Genomic DNA, 17567 nt, shown 5'->3' with positions numbered 1-17567 from the left:
GTGGCTCATTCCTCTGCTGCTATCCGCGAGCGGCAGCGGTATCCACGCCTGCCGAGCAGAACTGCTCACTCAGCCCCACCCCAGCACTTCACGAGAGGTCCTCGGGACTCTAGAGCCGAGACTTCCATGTCCCCGCGTCGCCCTCATGGGACGCAGTCAGAACAGGCGTATGCCAAGGTGAAGTCTACGGCCAGTAGGCCGGCACGGCCTACTTACCCCTTCTGGCACCACGGCAGCTCCCTCTGCCTCTCAGCACGTTCTCCGCCCGCCAAAGGTCCCTGTCCCGCATCTGCTTTTGCTGTCAGGCGGGGGCGACCTCCCGCGTCACCGTGCGGGATGTAAAGTCGCGGCACTCCCCCCAGCTTGGCGCAAGACCTCTTCCGCAGAGAGAACACACGGTATGGCCGAGGATGAGATTGTCGAGCTTGATGACGTCGGGCAGTACGAGCCCCTCACGGTCCGGCTGCGTGGGCTCATCCAGACCTACCCGAAGAACGTCGGCATTCTGAAGGAGTTCATCCAGAACGCCGATGATGCCGAGGCCTCGCAGGTCCGCATCATCCTCGATGGGCGCACCCATACGGGCCCCCTGCTCGCGCAGGAGATGACCGTGCTGCAGGGGCCGTCGCTGCTCGTCTTCAACAACAAGCCCTTCAAGGAGACGGACTTCGACAACATCCGGCGCATCGGCGACAGCGACAAGGTGGTCGAGGAGACGAAGACCGGGCGGTTCGGCCTGGGGTTCAACTCCTGCTACAACGTCACGGACTACCCGTGCCTGCTCTCGCGGAATCGGCTCATCCTGTTTGATCCGCATGAGCGGTTCCCGCGGAGCAAGACCGGTCGCTCGGCCGTGGGCTACTCACTGTCCACTCAGCTCTGGGAGAGGTATTCAGGCCTGCTGAGCCCCTTCGAGGTAGCTGGACTGAAGCCCGGGCAGCTCTCCTTCGAAGGCACCATCTTCCGGCTGCCGCTCCGGACGGCAGAGCACCAGAGCAAGATCTGCCAGGAGCCGTTCACGGTGGAGGACTGCGGCCGGCTCTTCGAGCAGCTATCTCGGATGGGCGAGGAACTGCTCCTCTTCCTGAAGCACGTCCTCGAAGTCCGTGTGGACGAAATCCTGCCTGGGAAGAGCCCGCACCAGAGGCTCCGCGTCCAGACACTCAACGCGGAGACAGTGGAGGCTCACCGCAGCCATGTCCGGAAGGCCATGAGCCGCTTCTCCCTGGAGGCGCACCCAGTTCCTGAACGCGTGAGCTACCTCCACGAGGTACAGGTTACCCAGGGGAAGGTCCAGCAAACCGCGCTCTGGCATGTGGTGAGCGGCCTCTACATGGATCCGAAGGGGGAGCTGAGGACCGCGGCGGAGGAGATGCAGAAGTACGGGCAGAAGGCGATCCCGTGGGCCGGCGCAGCTGCCCTACTTGAGAAGGGACCGGGCGGAGGGCTCGTGGCAAAAGCCATCCCGGGAAAGCTCTACTGTGGACTGCCTCTCGCCAAAGCCGATAGCGACCTCCCAGTCCATCTCAACGGCTACTTCGACGTGAATTCCGCGCGTGAGGGCCTGACGGTGGACGTGTCGCTCATGGGCAAGGATGGCGCCCGGCACGGCTGGAACCAGGCACTGATGCAACACGCGGTAGCGCCCGCGTACACGGCCCTGCTCGCCGAGTTGGCCAAGGCGGTGGACGCCGCCTCAGCGGAGACACTCTACCGACTGTTCCCTGATCCCGAGCGGGCCGTACCGGAAGCGCTTCAACTCTTCCCCAAGCACGTCTACACGCTCCTGGCCCAGGAGCACGTCATCCACTGCGTAGGGACGTCCGCGCCGTGGGCCCGGATCGGCGACCTCGTTCCCCCACCCGCCGAGTGGCAACCCCGGCTGCAGGAGCCGCTGTGCGCGCGGGGTATGCCCATCCCGGAGCCGCCTCTGCCCGGGCACATCGTGAAGGGATTCACTGCGGCCGGCGTCAAGGTCAACTATCTGACGCCCGTTATTCTGAGGGAGCGGCTGCTCGTGCAGCAGCCAGTGAGTATCCCGCTGGAGCAGGCGGCGGATCCCGCCCTGCGCCGCCGTGAGTGGGTGGTCAACCTGCTCAACTTCTGCATGCAGGTCATCAATGTTGGCGTTCACGAGGAAACGCGGAAATTTGGACTGGGACGCTGGAGGTGTGCCGGGGGTCCGGCATCCCGGTCCGAGGTGAGGCTCAGCGCTTGGACTTCGCCCTCCTGGTCGTCGCGGCCTCCTCGGCCTCGCGGCGGCGGTAGCTCTCGCCTTCGATAGCGAGGACGTCCGCGTGGTGGATGACGCGGTCAATCAGCGCGGTGGCGCACGCGGCGTTGGGAAAAATGGTCGGCCAGTCCGAAAACGCCAGATTCGTGGTCATCACCAATGAGCGTTGTTCATACCTGCGCGCCACGACTTGAAAGAGGAGGTCCGCGTTGCGCGCGTCGTAGGCGAGGTAGCCCATCTCGTCGATGACGAGCAGGCTGGTGCGGCTGGTGTAGTGGCGCAGGCGGCGGTCCAGTGCGCGGCTGGTGTCCTGGGCGCCCAGGTCGAGCAGCAACTGGGAGGCGGTGACGAAGAGAGCGGAGTGCCCCTTGAGGACGGCCTGGTGGGCGATGTTCTGCGCGATCATCGTCTTGCCCAGTCCCTGAGGGGCGACAATGACGACGTTGCGCGCGCGCTCCAGGAAATCCAGGCGCAAGGCGGACTCGACGGCCTCGCGGTCAATCTTCTTGGGCCATCCCCAGTCGTAGTCCGCCATGGGCTTGAAGCGGCCAAGGCGGCTGCGAGACAGGCGCCGCTCGAGACTTCTGCGGCCGCGTTCCTTCTGCTCCTCGTCGGCCAGGTGCTCCAGCAACTCGGTAGCGCCCCATCTGGCCTTCGTGGCGCGGGCGATGAGGTCCGCGAGGCCCTGGGAGGTGGCGTGCAGTCCGAGGGAGGCCAGGCGGTCAGCGAGTGGAGTCGTCATCGGCGGAGTCCTTGTTAAGGAGGCGGTCATAGTCGGCGAGGGAGTGGGGGCGGGTGCGGGAGGCGGCGATGCGCGGGTCATCCGGCAGCACCACGGTGAGTGGTGGAGGCTGACGCTGGCGGCGAGCGCGCTGCTCCAGGAGGTGGGCCACGGCGGGGGCGCTCACCGCCCCCTTGCGCAGGGCCTCGGCGAGGGCCTCATCCAGGGCGCGTGCGCCGTGGAGCGTAAGTAACTTCAGCAATTGAGCAGTGTGGTGTGACAGCGAGAGGTCGCGCTGGGCGAGGGCCGCGAGGAAGCCCTCTGCCTGCTGGCAGGAGGCGCGCAGCAAGTCTCGGCCGCGCAGCTCGTGCGCGCGGGCCTTGGCGTCGGCGAGAGCGGCGAGGTGGCCGGGCTGCTCCAGGGTGCGGCCCTTCTCGAAGCAGCGCGGGTGGGAGGCCACCTCCTCGGAGCCGTCCAGTACGCGTACGCGTGTCTCGGAGGCCACCAGGGTGAGGGGCTTCTTCACCAGGGTGTGTGGAATGGAGTAGTCGTTGGAGTCAAAGCGCACGTAGGGCGTCTTGCCGGAGGCGACGGGGCGCACCACGTCCGTGGGAAACGGGTGTGCGGGCAGGGGCAGCAGCCGCGGGCGTTCCTCCTCGAGGGCCGTGGCGACGGTGCGCCCGGTGACGTCGCCGGGCAATTGGCGCGCGTGGGCCACCTCGGCCGCCCACCGCGCCGCTTGCGCGTTGAGGTCATCCACGCCGCTAAAGGTGCGCGCGGCGAAGAAGGAGTCGCGCAGGTAGCGGATGGTGCGCTCCACCTTGCCCTTCTCGTTGCCGCGGTAGGGGGCGCAGGGCTTGGGTGCGAAGTGGTAGTGGCCAGCCAATTCCAGCAGGCGCGGGTGGAAGCGGATGGCGTCTCCGGCGCGCTCGAGCACCACGGACTTCAAGTTGTCGTACAGCAGCGCGCGCGGCACGCCCCCCAGCGCCTGGAAGGCCAGCACGTGGCCCCTGAGGAAGCTCTCCAGCGTCATGTCGAGGAAGAAGCGCGCGTAGAGGGCGCGGCTGTGGCCCAGCACCATGACGAAGCAGCACAGAGGGCGGCGCGTGTTGCCCACGGACAGCGTGCCGAAGTGTCCCCAATCCACCTGGGCCTCCTCGCCCGCAAGCGTGCTGCGGCGCAGGAAGGCCTCGGCGCGAGAGGTGGGACGCACCGTGCGCACGTAGCGGCGCACCTGGAGCGGGCCACCCACGTAGCCGCGCGCCTTCACCATGTGGAAGAGGCGCATGGCGGTGAGGCGTGGGTGGGCCTCCAGGGTGGCTTGGATGAAGCCCTTGTAGGCATCCAGCAGCGTGGGCCTGACGGACTTCACCCCCGTGCCGCTGACGCGCTCGAGCGTCAGGGCGCGCCGGACGGTGTCGTGGTGCACGCTCAGCTCGGAGCAGATGGTGCCCACCTTCCAGTGCTCGGCGAAGTGCAGTCGGCGGATGCGGGCGGCGAGTTCGGGGGAAATCATGGGCCCACCTCACGGCGGACGGGCAGCCCTGAAGCGCCGGCCCACGTGGGTGCGCGCAAGCGTGGTGTGGCGCAGGAAGGGACTCTGACGCCCGCACGAGGTGCAGGCGGGGATGGAGGGCGGCGGTGCATGCGGCAGTGGCCTCGCTGCGCTCGGCTCCGCGGCCACCTGCGTGGCGGCCGGGGCCGGCGCGACGGGCACACTGGCTGTCCGCGCCACGGCAGCGGGAGACTGATGCGTCACTTTCTCTCGCCGCCGCTCCCGCCAGGCCGCCTGCCGCGCGGCATGTGCGTGCCGTCCGTCCCGGGTGCGCTGGTAGCGCGCACCAGCCGCGCGCATTGACTCCGCCCGCGCCCTTCGACTGCACGGCGGCCCGCAGTAGCGCTGGCCACGGTCGCACGCAGAGCAGAGGAAGAACACCTGCCGACACTCGGGCCGGCCGCACACCACGAAGCGCAGCGCCTCCACGACACTCCTGCGCGCGCCGGCTTCTGGCGCCGCGCCCCGGAGTGCGCTACCTCTTCCTCACCGGCTCGCCCCTCTCGCACACCAGGGCGCGCCTCCAAGGAGGGCCCTCCAGCCGCTACTGGTGGGCCTTCCGTCTTTTCAGGACGCGCGCGACCGTGGACTCCACCGGCGCACTCTCCCCCCCTCAACTTCTCGGCCACACCCATCTCAGGGAGTGGTCTTGAAGTCAGGCAACTCCCGGCGACCCATGACCAGGAACCTGCGCTTCCTGGTGACCATCAACATCGCGCCTCACGAGCGCAACCCGCGCGTGCCCCAGGCTTTGAGCGCCGTGTGCATGCGCATGTTGGCGAAGAAGCGGGAGGCGCGCTTTCCCGACTACGTGGAGCTGTGCGGCGCCCTGGACGCTGCCCTCGCCGCAGCGGAGAAGGACGCGCGCTGGGACGTGCCGTTGATGGACCCGGACGCGCCGGACGCGACGCCCACGTTGAAGGTGCCCGGCATGGGGCCTCGGGCGGGGGAGGAGCAGGCGGGCCTCGCGTGGAAGGCGGACCGTCCCCGGCGTGGGCGCAAGGCCGCCCGGAAGCCGCAGCCTGTGCCGGAGAGGGCCGTCCCCGCCCCCCTGCCGGCGAAGGTGGCCGAGCCGCCTGCCCCCGCGAAGGTGGCGCAGGCCGCGGCTTCGCCAGCCGAGGCCCTGGTGGCGGTTTTGGCGGAAGTGGCGCCGGAGCATGCCTGGGAGGGACTGCCACCCCCGGTGCCCGAGTCCGCTCTGCCGTCTCCGCCGCCAGTGCCAGAGGCCCCTGCTGTTGCTCGGGCGGCACCAGCTCCACGGCGGGCGCCGGGCCTCGCACAGCCTGCGCCTCCGCGGAAGGCGCGTGGCCCCCTCCGGTGGGCACTCGCGCGCATCTTCCCCACAAGCCTCGGCATGCTTCCGGTGCGCGCTGCGGCGGTGGCGTCCCTCCCGCCCGCCGCGCTCTTGGTGGTGGCGGTGGGGGCGCTGGCCCTGGCGAGCGCTGGCGCGTGGGTTGTCCACACGCGCCCAGCGCCCGGCTCACCTTCAACGGTGCCGTCGGCGGCTTCACCACCTGCTGAGCCGCTGCGAGGTGGCTCTACTGCGCAGGCCTGTGCCGTCCGTGAAGTGGCGAGTGCCCAGGAGTGGCCCGAAGCTGGGGTGGGCACGGCCTTCTATTTGGCTCCCACCCCCGCGCCCGTATTTGCCACCATGCTCCGCAAGGAAGACTCCCGCTTGAGGCTCGAAGAGACGCCCGCTCCTCAGCTGCAGCGCAAAGGCATGCGCGCCCGTTTCGTGGAGAAGTGCGTAGGCGCCGCCTGCTGCGCCCTCTTCGGCGCCTGCACCGGCGCCCCGGCGCGCCCCACGCCCAAGCCCGAGGACTGCTCCTCCAAAGCCCTGGTCACCATGAAGGAGCTGGACATCGACATTGACGATGAGGCCAAAGGCTCCTTCCCCGTTGTCGGAGACTCCAAGCCCGTCACCGTGAAGGAGTTCACCACGTTCTCGTTGCTCCGGCCCTTGGGGAAGCTGAACGCGGGCACTGTTCTCTCCGGTCGGCTCATCTTCGGGGAGAGCCGCGTCTACGGCCGCTTCACGCAGGCCAAGACATTGGGCGGGAGGACATACTCGGTCTGTTTCGAGCTTCAGTACGGCGGACAGCGTGGCGTCGAGATCGAGCGTGACGGCGGGCCTGATTCCGCTGTGGTCTTCTCCTCGGCGGACGTCCGGGCTGTGGATCGCTTCGAATAGGGTGTGCGCGGGCTCGGGTGTCCGGAGGCCGGGCACAGGGAGCGCAGAGGTGTGGTAGAGGCCCATGTTTCCGGGGCGATTCCCCGCGCCTCCTTCGAGGTTGATTTCCTGTGCTCCTCGCATCCCCCTCCGGCCTCCTGGCGCTGGCGCTCCTGTCCGCTCCCGCCGAAGTCTCTGCGGCTCCCTTCACGGACGAGTGCGAGGCGGCGAGTTCGCGCATTGAGCTGCCTGCCACGCCCGAGGGAAAGCCACCCGTTGTGTGTCTCAGCCCCGGCCTGTCCATCAACCTCCGCTTCGACTCGATGCTCCAGCGGGAGTCCCTGAAGATTCAGGAGCGGGACTGGTTCGAGGATTGGGCCTTGGGGCAGCAGACGCTCACGCTGGTCCCGCGCGACAATCTCGTGGCTGGCAAACGCTCCGAGGTGGAGGTGTGCTTCGCGGACGGTGCCGCTCCGGCGTGTACCACCTTCGACCTCGTGCTCCATCCCGGGCTTGGCATGCAGGAGGTGAAGGTGCTGCGCCAGTCGCGCCCAGTGGCCTACTACCAGCAAGTCGCGAAGGAAGCTCAGGATGAGGCTCAGCGCCTGCGGGTTGAGGTCCAGCAACTCCGTGCCGAGCGCGGTGTGCCAGACGGACTGAGGGGCGCCATCGCCTCCGGCCTGGTTGGGTATGGCGGCATACTCTTCAAGGATCTGTCGCGCGACGTCACCGTGAAAGAGGGTAACGCCCTCGTCAAGGACACCGTGTTGAGCTACCGCGCCAAGGAGCGGGTGGCTGTAGAGGTATACCTCACGAATCCCGGCATGACGCCCTGGACGGCGGCGGGAGCGGTACTTCGGGGTCCCAAGGGCGAAGTGTTGAAGCCGCTTCCGCTCTGGCCGTTGGCCTCCATTCTTCCTGCTGATCCACAAGCCGAGCGCGGTCGTCAGGCCGACCGTGTCGTGGTGGAGGTATTGGCCACGGAGAAGGAAGCCCGGGGTACGTACACCCTCATCCTGTGGGACGCGGAGCGCACGCGAACCGTCACCCTCGGGAACATCACGTTCCCTTAACTCTGGCGTCCGCGAATACAGAATACCTGCTGCATCCTCAGAAGGGCTCCCGACCCAGTAGCTTGACGGGCGCACCCGCACTTCCATGTAATTCCGGAGCGACGGCTTTCAAGCTGCGTCTCTTCCGGAGGTGCGCCGTGTCCACCCGTCTTGTTGGCCTGCGCCTACCTGGCGTACGGCTGCGCCCTCTGTTGGGCGGCTGGTTTCTCATCGTCCTCTTCCTTCAGTCGGCCTGCGCCACAGGCACCCCACAGGGCAGCCTCCTAGTGGGCTATCGCTACAACTCGCTCACGCCCCCGCCGTCACCGAAGGATCGTGTTGCCGCTACGGCGGATCCCGGGTTCGAGTCCGCCACCGTGTACGTCGTGGACTTCATGGAGCCCGGCACCGTCGCCACGCGGCCAGTGCCAATACCGAGGGCCGAATTCCAGCAGGCCTTCCAGCGACTCGCTCGCGACGTGCGCCTGGGCGCGAAGACGCCACGGCAGGCCGCCCACGAGTTGCTGCGCCTCGCGGCTACGCAACCAGACGCCCCCAGAGTGGCCGTGACGGGCTACTGGGAGGTGGAGCAGCACCATGGCGAGGCCCTCACCTGGACGCCCCTGCGCCAGGAGGGCCCGGTTGAACCCACCCCGGAGGCCGAAGCATCTCTCCGGGACAAGTACCTCCAATGGTGTGCGCACCAAGGAGGCGGTGACTGCCTTGGCCTGCTGGACGATGGGCCCTACCTGCGCGCCGATGACAGGCGGGCGTTGGCCCTGGCCCTGGCCTTTGGCAGGGTCCTTGACGAAACGCGCAATGCACTGAGGGCAGAGCTGCTCAGCGTGCAGGCTCTCGTCTCCATGGTCGTCTGGTCGGTGGCCCTCTACTGCATGATGTGGGTGGTGCCCGAGCCGACGACCAAGGCCGTGGCCGCCACCCTGACCCTCATCCTCATGGGCTACCTGGGTCTCAAGACGGTGTATGGGCTCATGGACGGCTGGGCCCGCATGGTGGACACGGCGCACCACGCCACCACCTTCGAGGAGCTACGCGCAGCGGGGGCGGAATTCGGCAAGGTACTGGGCGAGGATGCCGCACGCGCCATGATCCTCGCTGTGGCCACGCTCAGCGGGCACACGCTGGGGCAGGTGCTGTCTCGGGTGAAGTCGCTTCCGCGCTTCAACCTCGCGGGGGCGCAGTTCGAGGCGCAAGGCGGCGCCGCCGTCAGGGGGCGCCTGGAGGTTACGGAGGTGGCGCTCGCGTCGGAGGGGGCCCTGGCCAAGGCGGTGGCGACGGCGGAGACGGTGGCCACCTCACCGCAGGGCCCCATGGCCGTGGTGATGCTCAAGAAGGGGACGGGCAGTGGAGCGGGACAGGCCCCAGGAGGCCGTTCCGCCGAAACCGTCATTCGTCACCGGGGCGGCAACCGGCAAGTGGAACTCAGCGATGGCCAGCGCTGGCACCTGTCTCGCGGAAAGTCGGCTGCCGACATTCCCGCCGAGGACAAGGTGGGCGACATGCTCCAGGAGGCCGTCACCAAGGCCGCGAGGGAATGGGGGCCCGACAAGCTCTCGCGCAATGAGCGAGATGCTATCGACGAGGCCCTAAAGCAGGGCGAATACTGGTTGGCGCGCCTGCTGGAGCGCGAGGCCCGGGGGCGCTACGTGGAGAACGAGGTCAGCCGTCAATTCAAGCACCTCTATAACTTCAGCCGGAACAAGGGAGTCGATGTGGAAGTCCCGGGAGGCTTCAAGTACGAGATTCTCTCGGGTACGGAGTCGAATCTCGCGCGGCATGGACGGCGAATGGCGGGCGAGTTCTTCCGGATGCTCACCTTCTGAGAGGGCAGCGGATGCTCTACAACAAGGTTTTCTTCGAGGACCGGGAAATCGAAAATGAGCGGCTGGAGCTGACGGACAAGGGCTCGCTCTACTTCCTCGGCTCCAATATGACGTTCAAGAACTGCACTCTCGTCCTGAAGGTCTCCGGCAGGAACCTGATCTTCGACCAGGGAACTCGGTTCATCGACTGTACCTTCGAGGTGAAGCAGGAACTGAAGAACCACCAGCAGTGGGTGTTCGCTTCACTGAAGGGGTGCCGGTTCAGGGGGCGGCTGTCGGGCTGCGACTTCGGGTACTGGCCCAGCTACTCGGAGAGGGCGGGGCACGGGTCCATTGAGGACTGCGATTTCAGCGAGGCCCGCCTGGATGGTTGCCGCATCATGGGCTGTGACCCTGCCTCCCTTCGCTTTCCCAAGTGGCCCTGCTTCACCATCCTGGACCCCGTTGGGCGAGCCCGCGAACTCAACAGCGTCCAGTGGCCGGGAGGTTTTCACCCGATCATCGTGGAAGGGCAGTACAGGGATCCTCCCTCCACAATGGCCGTAACGTTCTATGCCCCGGCCCTTGCCAAGCGCCGCGAGACTACCGAGGAAGCGTTCAGGGCGGTCATTGAGCGGTTCGACTGCATCGTCTACTGACGGGACTGTGCGGTGAGTCGCCCTGTCGAAGGGCCGCGACGCAGCGACAACTACCGTAGGGAGGGGGCGCCACCGCAGGCGCCACCTCGAAGCAGCCCGAGACGCCGTTCGTACTGCGGCAGCCATTCCGGCACCAAATGCGGCAGCGCAGCTTCAGCACCTGCCTGCCTTGCCCACTTCGCAACTCGTGTGTCCTTCGGGCTCCCTGCCTGGGCAACCGCGCCGTTCCGAGGCGTTGGCACTCCGGACGGCTGCTGTACGGCGCCAAGCACACTGGCGCTCCGGCCGTCTGCCGTGCATGGGGCTTCCGGAGGGGAGTTGCTGGATTCCCGGTGCCCGCGCCTCACCTGGACAACGGGCTCGGCGCTCAACTCCCAGGCCTATGTCGCCCCCCGTTCGTCCCTCGAGGCCGTGCTGGCGCAGATCTGGGCGGTACTCAAGATCCGCCGCATTGGTGTCCACGACGACTTCTTCGCCCTGGGCGGACATTCCCTGCTCGCCACACAGGTGATGTCCCGCATCCGGAGCACCTTCAAGGTGGACCTCCCAGTGCGCTGCCTCTTCGACACCCCCACCCTCGAGGGGCTCGCTACGGCCCTTCTCTGTTCACGAGCACAACACGTGGGCCCCAAGTGCTGGCCGTCCTGTTGGAAGATGTTGAACGCTTGGATCAGGATGGGGTCCGCCACCGCATGAACGCCGAAGCCGCCTGAGCTTCCCACGGGAGAGGAAACCGCATGGCCAGCCAGAAGTACCGTTTGGAGACGATGCTGATCCACGGGGGAGATCTTTCTCCCAGGGTTCACGGGGCCGTCAGCATCCCCATCTTCCAATCCTCGACTTACGAGTACAATGGAGACGGGCAGTTATCATGATGTCCGCTACATCCGGCTCAACAACACCCCCAACCACGCCTCGCTCCACGCGCAGCTGCGAGCCATGGAGGGGGCCGAGGCCGCTCTGGTGACTGCCAGCGGCATGGCCGCCATCTCCACCGCGCTGCTCTCGGTGCTCAGCAGCGGCGACCACCTGCTGGTGCAGAACGGCCTCTATGGCGGAACGCATGACTTCATCGCCGGAGATCTGCCGAAGTTCGGAATCACTAGTACCTCCATCGACGCAACCGATCCCTCCTCCTGGGAGGCGCACCTGCGGCCCAACACCCGCGCCATCTACGTGGAGACGATGACCAACCCCCTGCTGCAACTCGCGGACTACGAGGCGGTGGCCGAGTTCTCCCGCAGGAAGGGATTGGTCTCGCTGATCGACAACACCCTGGCCACGCCGATCAACTTCCGCCCCATCGAGCGCGGCTTCGACCTGTCGCTGCACAGCTGCAGCAAGTACCTCAACGGCCACTCGGACATTGTCGCGGGCGCCGTCCTGGGCCGGGAGGAGTGGGTGAACCGGGTGAAGCACCGCTTGGATCACCTGGGGGGCTCTCTGGATCCGCATGCCTGCTTCCTGCTCTCGCGCGGGATCAAGACCCTGGCGTTGCGGCTGCGTGCCCAGAGCCAGAGCGCTCTGGAGATCGCGCGCTTTCTGGAGAAGCATCCAGCGATTTCGCGGGTGAACTACCCTGGCCTGGAGAGTCACCCCCAGCACGCCGGGCCCGGAAGTTCTTCGAGTGCTTTGGTGGAATGCTGAGCTTCGAGATGCGCGCGGGGGTGGACGCGGCAGAGCGACTGCTGAGCCGGGTGCGCCTGCCCATCAAGGCGCCCAGTCTTGGCGGAGTGGAGACGCTCATCACCCGCCCGGCCACCACCTCTCATGCGGGCATGGCGGCCGCCGAGCGCACGCGCTTCGGGATCTCGGACGCGCTGATCCGGCTCTCCGTGGGGATCGAGGCCACCCAGCATCTGCTCGATGATCTGTCCGAGGCGCTCAAGGAGGGGTGAACTGGGCTTGATCCGCTTCCCTGAGGACTTGCGGGCCTCGGGCGGGAACGGCACGAAGATATGCCAGAAGTGAGGCATGCCGCGCCAGATCTGCAACTCGGCCTCTCCCCCCGCCTCACGCAGTCTTTCCGTAGTTGATTCGCCTCCTCGTTGAGAACGCTGGCGCGAACTGGGGAGTCCTCTTCCTCTCTGGAGAGGGGCCGCTCGTCGTGGTGATGACGCCTTCGGCGGATGGATGGCAGGGCCAGGTCACTCTGTACGAGAAGCGATACGCGTGAGGGAGCGGACGCGAGAGTTGTCCTGGGAAAGCGAGTCCACCGAGTTCAGATTGTCGCCTATAACGAGACGGGGTTGGAGCAACGGCGTGGTGCAAGGCGTTGCATCCCCGCGTTCAGCCCGGCATGATGCGGCGTATATGAACGACTCTTTCCGCATCTACCGCGCGTCCCAGACTCCGCAAATGGCGGAGGCGCTGGCTGACGTGCTGATAGACGTCGTCGAGGGTGGCGCGTCGGTCGGTTTCATGCTCCCCCTGTCACGCACCAAGGCGCTTGCCTACAGCCAGAGCGCGTTGGCGAGCGCCGAGCGTGGCGAACGCATTGTGCTGGTGGCTGAAGACACGGCCACGAAGACTATCGTGGGCACGGTGCAGGTCGTGCTGGCCGCGCCCGAGAACCAGCCGCACCGGGGTGACATCGCCAAGATGCAGGTGCACCGGAGCGCGCGCTGCCGCGGCTTGGGGGAGGCGCTGATGCGGGCGGCCGAGGCCGCTGCGCGCGAAGCGGGCAAGACGCTGCTGGTGTTGGACACTGTCACGGGTAGCGACGCCGAGCGCCTGTACGCGCGGCTCGGGTGGCAGCGCTGCGGTGAAATCCCTGGCTACGCGCTCTGGCCTCAAGGGGGGCTGTGCAGCACGACGGTCTTCTACCGGCAACTGACGTGATGCGAACCGGTACCGAACGCCTGGGCTTGATTTCGTTTGCGTGTGAGTTTGGAGATCGTGAGCGGACTCCTGACTCGATCGAAGACTGCTGCCGCTCTGTTCAACGCGGAGAAGTATCTCGTACAGGCCTTTGAACCCGGGTTTTCCGCGTCCAGTCTGCTTGAGTCGCGCTCGCCCAATGGGGGCACACCCCGTCTTTCTGACTGGGTCGTCTCAGTCTCGATAGCGGGGCTGAATCTGCTCAAGGGCCCGGGTGAAGCGCGGCTGGAACGTTGGGGCGAGCACGTCAGTGCAGACTGCGTACCGCGTGTACGCCTCATCGGAGCCTTGGGGGCCGGAGAAATGGACGCCGACGAGCCCGGTTCGTTCGATCACGAGACGATTGTACAACTCGGCACGCGCGATGCCTCTGCGCGCTGCCTCGTCGCGCAGGTCGATCCCGAAGGCCTCGTCGGGCGTGCGCCACAGCGTGAAGAATCCAGCGTCGGTCTCGCATGCCGGGCGCAGGCCGGCGGCCTTCAAGCGAGGGACGAGGAAGTCGAGGCGCGCGCGATAGGTGGCGAAGAGTTCGTCCATGATCGTGCGTGCCAGCGGGGGGTCGGCGAGGAGCCTGGCGTAAGCCGTCATCATCGACGGGACGGGCCCAGACTCGGTGTTGCCCTTGATCAACACGAAGTCCTCGATGAACTCGCGGGAGCCCACCATGGCCCCCAGCCGCGCACCGGGATCACTGAACGCCTTGGACAGCGAGTAGAGCTCGGCCCACTCGAGATCGGGATAGTCGACGGCGACGCGTGCAAGAGGGGTGTGGGCACCGGGCGCCGCCAGGGTCGTGTAGGCGCCGTCGTTGACGAGCCGGCTGCCGCGCGAGATGCAGAACTCGATGAGCGCTCGCCACTCGCCCTCGCTTGCGCCGCGCGAGGCGGGGTTGCCAGGGCGAATGACAAACACGAGATCGGGGCGCTCGACACCCGCGTGACGAAGTGCCTCCTCGAGGCGCGGTACGCTCAGCGACATCCCGTCGTCGGGCGACAGCGGCCAGACGACGCGGTTGGATGCCAGGTACGACGACGTCCACGTTCCCATGACATCATAGGCGGGCAGATTGGTGACCACGTGGAATCTGCGTCGATCCCCGAGGTGGAGGCCACAGGCAAGCGGCAGCAGGGCCGTCGCGGTCTTGATGCCCGGGATTGGCACCGCCTTGAGGTGGGGATATCTCGTGTAGTCGAGGCCCGTGAATGCCCTCGACAGGCTTTCGCAGAAGAAATCGAGGTTCCTGTCCTCGGCGTAGGTGTGGAGCTCGTAACGGGGCCCGCGCTGCTCCTGAGCGCGCAGCTCGCGGATCGCTTCGACTGGCACGATGTCGGGGTTGCCGAGCGAGAGGTTCAGCGCTGGCTGCCCGGTCTTCTCCTCGAATTCACGGATCAGCACGTAGATGAGCTGAAACAGGTTGATTCCGGAGGGGGGGATGCGCCGACGTGCGGAGTCGTTGGTCATGGGAGGGAGCGTAGAACGATGGGTGTTCATTCACATCTGCCGGAGTCATGTATTGCGGCGGGAGACTCGTGTCCCACGAGCACTCGAGCCCTTTGCTGGTGACGTCACTCGTCAGGGGAGGGGACCCGGTCACCGTTGGGTGGGGTCCGATCGCGTCCCGAGCAACTTCGCGACCGTCCCTCCGAAGAACGCACGCAGCTCGTGGTTCCTCAGCTGCTCGAGCGGCCCGCCTTCGGCCTTCAGCTTCGCCAGGCACTCGTTCTGGCTGCCCTGCAGCCTGAACAGCGGCCAATCGGTACCGAACAAGACCTTGTGCTTGAATCCCCTGCGGAGAAGTTGTTCGAGCGCCACCAGCTCCGCTGTCTGGAAACCGCTGACGTCGAGATAGACGTTGGGCCTGAACGAGCACATCATCGCGCACTCTTCTACGTACGACACGCTTCCGTGAGCGAGAATGAAGTTCACTCGGGGGAAGTTCCGGGCGGCCTCGTCGAGCTGCACCGGCGAAGCCGTGTCGAATGCCAGGGCGGGGCAGGTACCACCAATGTGAACGAGCACTGGCACGTGCCAGCGCGCGCAGATCTCATAGTAGGGGTACAGCTGAGGATCACTGCCGGGGAAGCCGCAGGGAGGGTAGACCTTGAGTCCGTGAAAGCCGAAGTCGCGAATGCTCCGCTCGAAGAGATCGATTCCGTCCTTCCCCCAACGGGGGTCCACCCCAGCGAAGACACTGAACCGGCCCTGGTGTCGCTCATAGACCGTCTTGTGGTGCAGAAGTATCTCTTCGATGGTGAGCCGACTGCCTTTCAATGCATACGTAAAGTCGGGAGCAAGGAGCACGGCGTGGTCAATCTCCGCGCCGTCCATCTCCGAGACCAGCTCGTCGCACAGCGGATCCTGCAATTTGGCGAGGTAGACCTCCCTGACCTTGCTGGCCGCCGCGCGAACTCCCTGCGAGTCGAGGGCGAGCTCGATGTTGCTGACGATCCCATCCACGAACTCGGGCGGGATGAAGTCGAGCGATGCGATGTGACAATGGGTATCGATGACCTGGTTGCTGGCTGGAGCCGCGCTGCTCGAGGGTTTCATGAGGGAGCCTTCTGTCCGAGTTCAAGGATGAGATTCCGGACGTCACCCATCGTTCGGATGGTGGCGACCTTGTCGGCATGTTCCATCAGGTCGATCTGAAACTCTTCCTCGATACGGAACGCAAGCGACATCAGTCCGATCGAATCGATTCCGAGCTCGCCATTCAGGGACATCGAGTCCTTCAACGCGATCTTATGGAGGCGGCGAGGCATCACCTCGCGCAGGAGCCGTTCGAGGGCAACGTCCACCGATGAACTCATGACGTTTGTACTCCCCCGGCGGCGGGTTCCGCTTGCGTGAGCTCACGTTCGAAGCGCCGGTGGATTGCTTGGCGATCGAGCTTGAGGTTCCGGGTCACGAGGCCGGTCTCTGGGCGAAAGGCCACTCGGGTGACGATGAAACGTGCGATGCGCGACGCGGGCTTGACTCGAAGATTCACGCGGTTGATCGCCGACTGAACGTCGGTTCGAATGCGAGCCTCCTGTTCCGCGGTGCACTCGGGGTCGACCGCTACGATCGCAACGAGCGCCGGAATCTCGCCACCACCCACCACCACGGCCCGCTCCACGCCAGGAATTGCTGCCAGGTCGACTTCGAGCGTTTCGGGGTGAACCTTCTCGCCAGACTGCAGGAGGATGATGTTCTTCTTGCGTCCGGTGATGTAGAGGTACCCTTCTTGATCGAACTTTCCGAGATCCCCTGTCGCGATGCGACCGTCGGGCAGGAACGTGAGGGCCTCCTCGGAGCGCTCCACTCCGAAGTAGCCGATGGACTGCGGGTGGGGCAGGGAAAGGATGATCTCCTGATCCTCGGCGAGGGAGACGGAGTTGGGAACGATGGGGTGTCCGACGGATGAAAAGCGATTGCGCGCAGGCCGGTTCCACGCGATGAAACCGACCTCCGCCAGTCCATATGCTTGAAACAGCGGCAGTCCCGCGAACTCGAAGAAGTCGAGCGTGGAGGGCTTGCTGGGCGCGGAGCCGGTGAGAAGCACCCGGATCCGGCCACCGAATGCCTCGTGCGTGCTCTGGAACAACCAGCGGCGCAGACGAGCCCTGAGGCTCTTCCAGGTGAAGAGGCCGAGGGCACGGCTCACCAGCAACAGGGCACGTCGGCGCAGCTCGGGCAACGCGAGGAAGCGCTTTTCGATGGCCTCGAAGAGCGCTGGGGGACCGAGCACGATCGTCGGTCGCAACGCCTTGAAGCTTCGGAAGAGGTTGACGGAATCGGTCAAGAGGATGTCGGTGTCCTTGCGGAGCGCCGCGAAAATCATGACGCGTTGCTGGAAGATCGAAAGCGGGAGCGCCACCAGGATTCCGTCGCCCCTGGTCAGCTCCCAGTCATTCGCCAGCGCGTCGACGGTCACGTCGACGCCAGCACGCGACAGCAGCAGCGCCTTGAGCCGGCCCGAGGTCCCAGAAGAGAAGATGACGGTGCACGCATCTGTTCCACGCACCCGCCGGCGCAGCCCATTGTCCGTCGGTGGGCGCACGGTGGCCGCCGGGGTCTCGGGCGCATTCATGACCATCACCCATGCGTGGCCACCGCGGTTCCCAACCTTCCGGGTTACCAACAGGAGGGAGAGATCATAGCCTTCCGCCAGCTCTTCCTCGGATTTTGTGGCGAATTCATCCACCGGAAAACAGACAGACAGGCACCCCAACGAAAGCAGGGCCAGGTCGTAGACCATCCATTCGTAGCAGTTCTCTCCGAGCACTCCGACACACGCACCAGGCTCGAGGCCCGTACGAACGAGCCGCTCCCGAGCCCGTGCGACATCGTCCGCCAATTGCGCGAACGGAATTCTGGCCACGGTCCGCCCATCGAATGTCGTGATGCTTCCCCGAAGTTCTCTGCTCGGGGCGGAGAAGGGAACGAATATGTTCACCGGGCTGTCATTGACTGTTTGGGTAGACTGTATCAT

The 17567-nt window shown here is 66.1% G+C and carries 14 protein-coding genes and 1 pseudogene; 8 read left to right on the top strand and 7 right to left on the bottom strand.

Going from position 1 to position 17567, the window contains the following annotated elements:
* Window positions 1–400 precede the first annotated feature (400 nt).
* Window positions 401–2284 carry a sacsin N-terminal ATP-binding-like domain-containing protein gene (locus OV287_RS33855; protein ID WP_267538174.1) on the top strand — a complete coding sequence of 628 codons (1884 nt, stop codon included), beginning with the start codon at window positions 401–403 and terminating at the stop codon, window positions 2282–2284.
* Here the strand turns inward: OV287_RS33855 and istB are convergent.
* From istB to OV287_RS33840, 3 genes are read right to left on the bottom strand one after another with little or no spacing between them, the layout of a single operon-like run.
* A complete protein-coding gene (gene istB / locus OV287_RS33850) occupies window positions 2208–2975 on the bottom strand; it encodes an IS21-like element helper ATPase IstB (RefSeq protein WP_267533277.1) in 768 nt (255 codons plus the stop codon). The genes OV287_RS33855 and istB overlap by 77 nt on opposite strands.
* Window positions 2956–4470: an IS21 family transposase gene (gene istA, locus OV287_RS33845; RefSeq protein ID WP_267538173.1), complete on the bottom strand. Its 1515-nt coding sequence runs from the start codon at window positions 4468–4470 to the stop codon at window positions 2956–2958. The genes istB and istA overlap by 20 nt, the downstream gene beginning before the upstream one ends.
* A gap of 9 nt (window positions 4471–4479) precedes the next feature.
* On the bottom strand, window positions 4480–4809 hold the full coding sequence (locus OV287_RS33840) for a hypothetical protein (protein WP_267535216.1): 330 nt from the start codon (window positions 4807–4809) through the stop codon (window positions 4480–4482).
* Between the two features lie 376 nt (window positions 4810–5185).
* Between OV287_RS33840 and OV287_RS33835 the strand changes: the two genes are divergently transcribed.
* The 7 genes and pseudogenes from OV287_RS33835 (at window position 5186) to OV287_RS33800 (ending at window position 13054) form a co-directional block, all read left to right on the top strand.
* A complete protein-coding gene (locus OV287_RS33835) occupies window positions 5186–6700 on the top strand; it encodes a serine/threonine-protein kinase (RefSeq protein WP_267538172.1) in 1515 nt (504 codons plus the stop codon).
* 110 nt (window positions 6701–6810) lie between these two features.
* Window positions 6811–7752, top strand: coding sequence for a DUF2381 family protein (locus OV287_RS33830; RefSeq protein WP_267538171.1), 942 nt, complete (start codon window positions 6811–6813; stop codon window positions 7750–7752).
* Between the two features lie 137 nt (window positions 7753–7889).
* Window positions 7890–9575 carry a SitA5 family polymorphic toxin gene (gene sitA5 / locus OV287_RS33825; protein ID WP_267538170.1) on the top strand — a complete coding sequence of 562 codons (1686 nt, stop codon included), beginning with the start codon at window positions 7890–7892 and terminating at the stop codon, window positions 9573–9575.
* A gap of 11 nt (window positions 9576–9586) precedes the next feature.
* Window positions 9587–10213 (top strand): pentapeptide repeat-containing protein, encoded by a 627-nt coding sequence (locus OV287_RS33820; RefSeq protein ID WP_267538169.1) that lies wholly within the window; start codon window positions 9587–9589, stop codon window positions 10211–10213.
* Window positions 10214–10531: 318 nt separating this feature from the next.
* On the top strand, window positions 10532–10909 hold the full coding sequence (locus tag OV287_RS33815; protein WP_267538168.1) for a phosphopantetheine-binding protein: 378 nt from the start codon (window positions 10532–10534) through the stop codon (window positions 10907–10909).
* Between the two features lie 156 nt (window positions 10910–11065).
* Window positions 11066–12111, top strand: a pseudogene (locus OV287_RS33810) (trans-sulfuration enzyme family protein).
* A 415-nt stretch (window positions 12112–12526) separates the two neighbouring features.
* Window positions 12527–13054 carry a GNAT family N-acetyltransferase gene (locus OV287_RS33800; RefSeq protein ID WP_267538165.1) on the top strand — a complete coding sequence of 176 codons (528 nt, stop codon included), beginning with the start codon at window positions 12527–12529 and terminating at the stop codon, window positions 13052–13054.
* 213 nt (window positions 13055–13267) lie between these two features.
* Here OV287_RS33800 and OV287_RS33795 read toward each other — a convergent pair whose 3' ends face one another.
* The 4 genes from OV287_RS33795 to OV287_RS33780 all read right to left on the bottom strand — a co-directional run bounded on the left by OV287_RS33795 (window position 13268) and on the right by OV287_RS33780 (window position 17567).
* The gene (locus OV287_RS33795) at window positions 13268–14554 is read right to left on the bottom strand and encodes an aminotransferase class I/II-fold pyridoxal phosphate-dependent enzyme (protein ID WP_267538164.1); all 1287 of its coding nucleotides are present in this window, start codon (window positions 14552–14554) and stop codon (window positions 13268–13270) included.
* A 129-nt stretch (window positions 14555–14683) separates the two neighbouring features.
* Window positions 14684–15643, bottom strand: coding sequence for an amidohydrolase family protein (locus tag OV287_RS33790; RefSeq protein WP_267538163.1), 960 nt, complete (start codon window positions 15641–15643; stop codon window positions 14684–14686).
* Window positions 15640–15903, bottom strand: coding sequence for an acyl carrier protein (locus OV287_RS33785; protein ID WP_267538162.1), 264 nt, complete (start codon window positions 15901–15903; stop codon window positions 15640–15642). Before OV287_RS33785 ends, OV287_RS33790 begins: the two co-directional genes overlap by 4 nt.
* On the bottom strand, window positions 15900–17567 hold the full coding sequence (locus OV287_RS33780; protein ID WP_267538161.1) for an AMP-binding protein: 1668 nt from the start codon (window positions 17565–17567) through the stop codon (window positions 15900–15902). The genes OV287_RS33785 and OV287_RS33780 overlap by 4 nt, the downstream gene beginning before the upstream one ends.

It is taken from the genome of Archangium lansingense (genome assembly GCF_026626635.1).
Taxonomy (GTDB): domain Bacteria; phylum Myxococcota; class Myxococcia; order Myxococcales; family Myxococcaceae; genus Archangium; species Archangium lansingense.
This window is presented reverse-complemented; position numbering and strand designations above follow the sequence as displayed.

Excerpts from the sequence above, each read along its gene's own strand:
- OV287_RS33855 (WP_267538174.1), top strand. The coding sequence starts at position 401 with ATGGCCGAGGATGAGATTGTCGAGCTTGATGACGTCGGGCAGTACGAG.
- istB (WP_267533277.1), bottom strand. The coding sequence starts at position 2,975 with ATGACGACTCCACTCGCTGACCGCCTGGCCTCCCTCGGACTGCACGCC.
- istA (WP_267538173.1), bottom strand. The coding sequence starts at position 4,470 with ATGATTTCCCCCGAACTCGCCGCCCGCATCCGCCGACTGCACTTCGCC.
- OV287_RS33840 (WP_267535216.1), bottom strand. The coding sequence starts at position 4,809 with ATGCGCGCGGCTGGTGCGCGCTACCAGCGCACCCGGGACGGACGGCAC.
- OV287_RS33835 (WP_267538172.1), top strand. The coding sequence starts at position 5,186 with ATGACCAGGAACCTGCGCTTCCTGGTGACCATCAACATCGCGCCTCAC.
- OV287_RS33820 (WP_267538169.1), top strand. The coding sequence starts at position 9,587 with ATGCTCTACAACAAGGTTTTCTTCGAGGACCGGGAAATCGAAAATGAG.
- OV287_RS33800 (WP_267538165.1), top strand. The coding sequence starts at position 12,527 with ATGAACGACTCTTTCCGCATCTACCGCGCGTCCCAGACTCCGCAAATG.
- OV287_RS33795 (WP_267538164.1), bottom strand. The coding sequence starts at position 14,554 with ATGACCAACGACTCCGCACGTCGGCGCATCCCCCCCTCCGGAATCAAC.
- OV287_RS33790 (WP_267538163.1), bottom strand. The coding sequence starts at position 15,643 with ATGAAACCCTCGAGCAGCGCGGCTCCAGCCAGCAACCAGGTCATCGAT.
- OV287_RS33785 (WP_267538162.1), bottom strand. The coding sequence starts at position 15,903 with ATGAGTTCATCGGTGGACGTTGCCCTCGAACGGCTCCTGCGCGAGGTG.
- OV287_RS33780 (WP_267538161.1), bottom strand. The coding sequence starts at position 17,567 with ATGATACAGTCTACCCAAACAGTCAATGACAGCCCGGTGAACATATTC.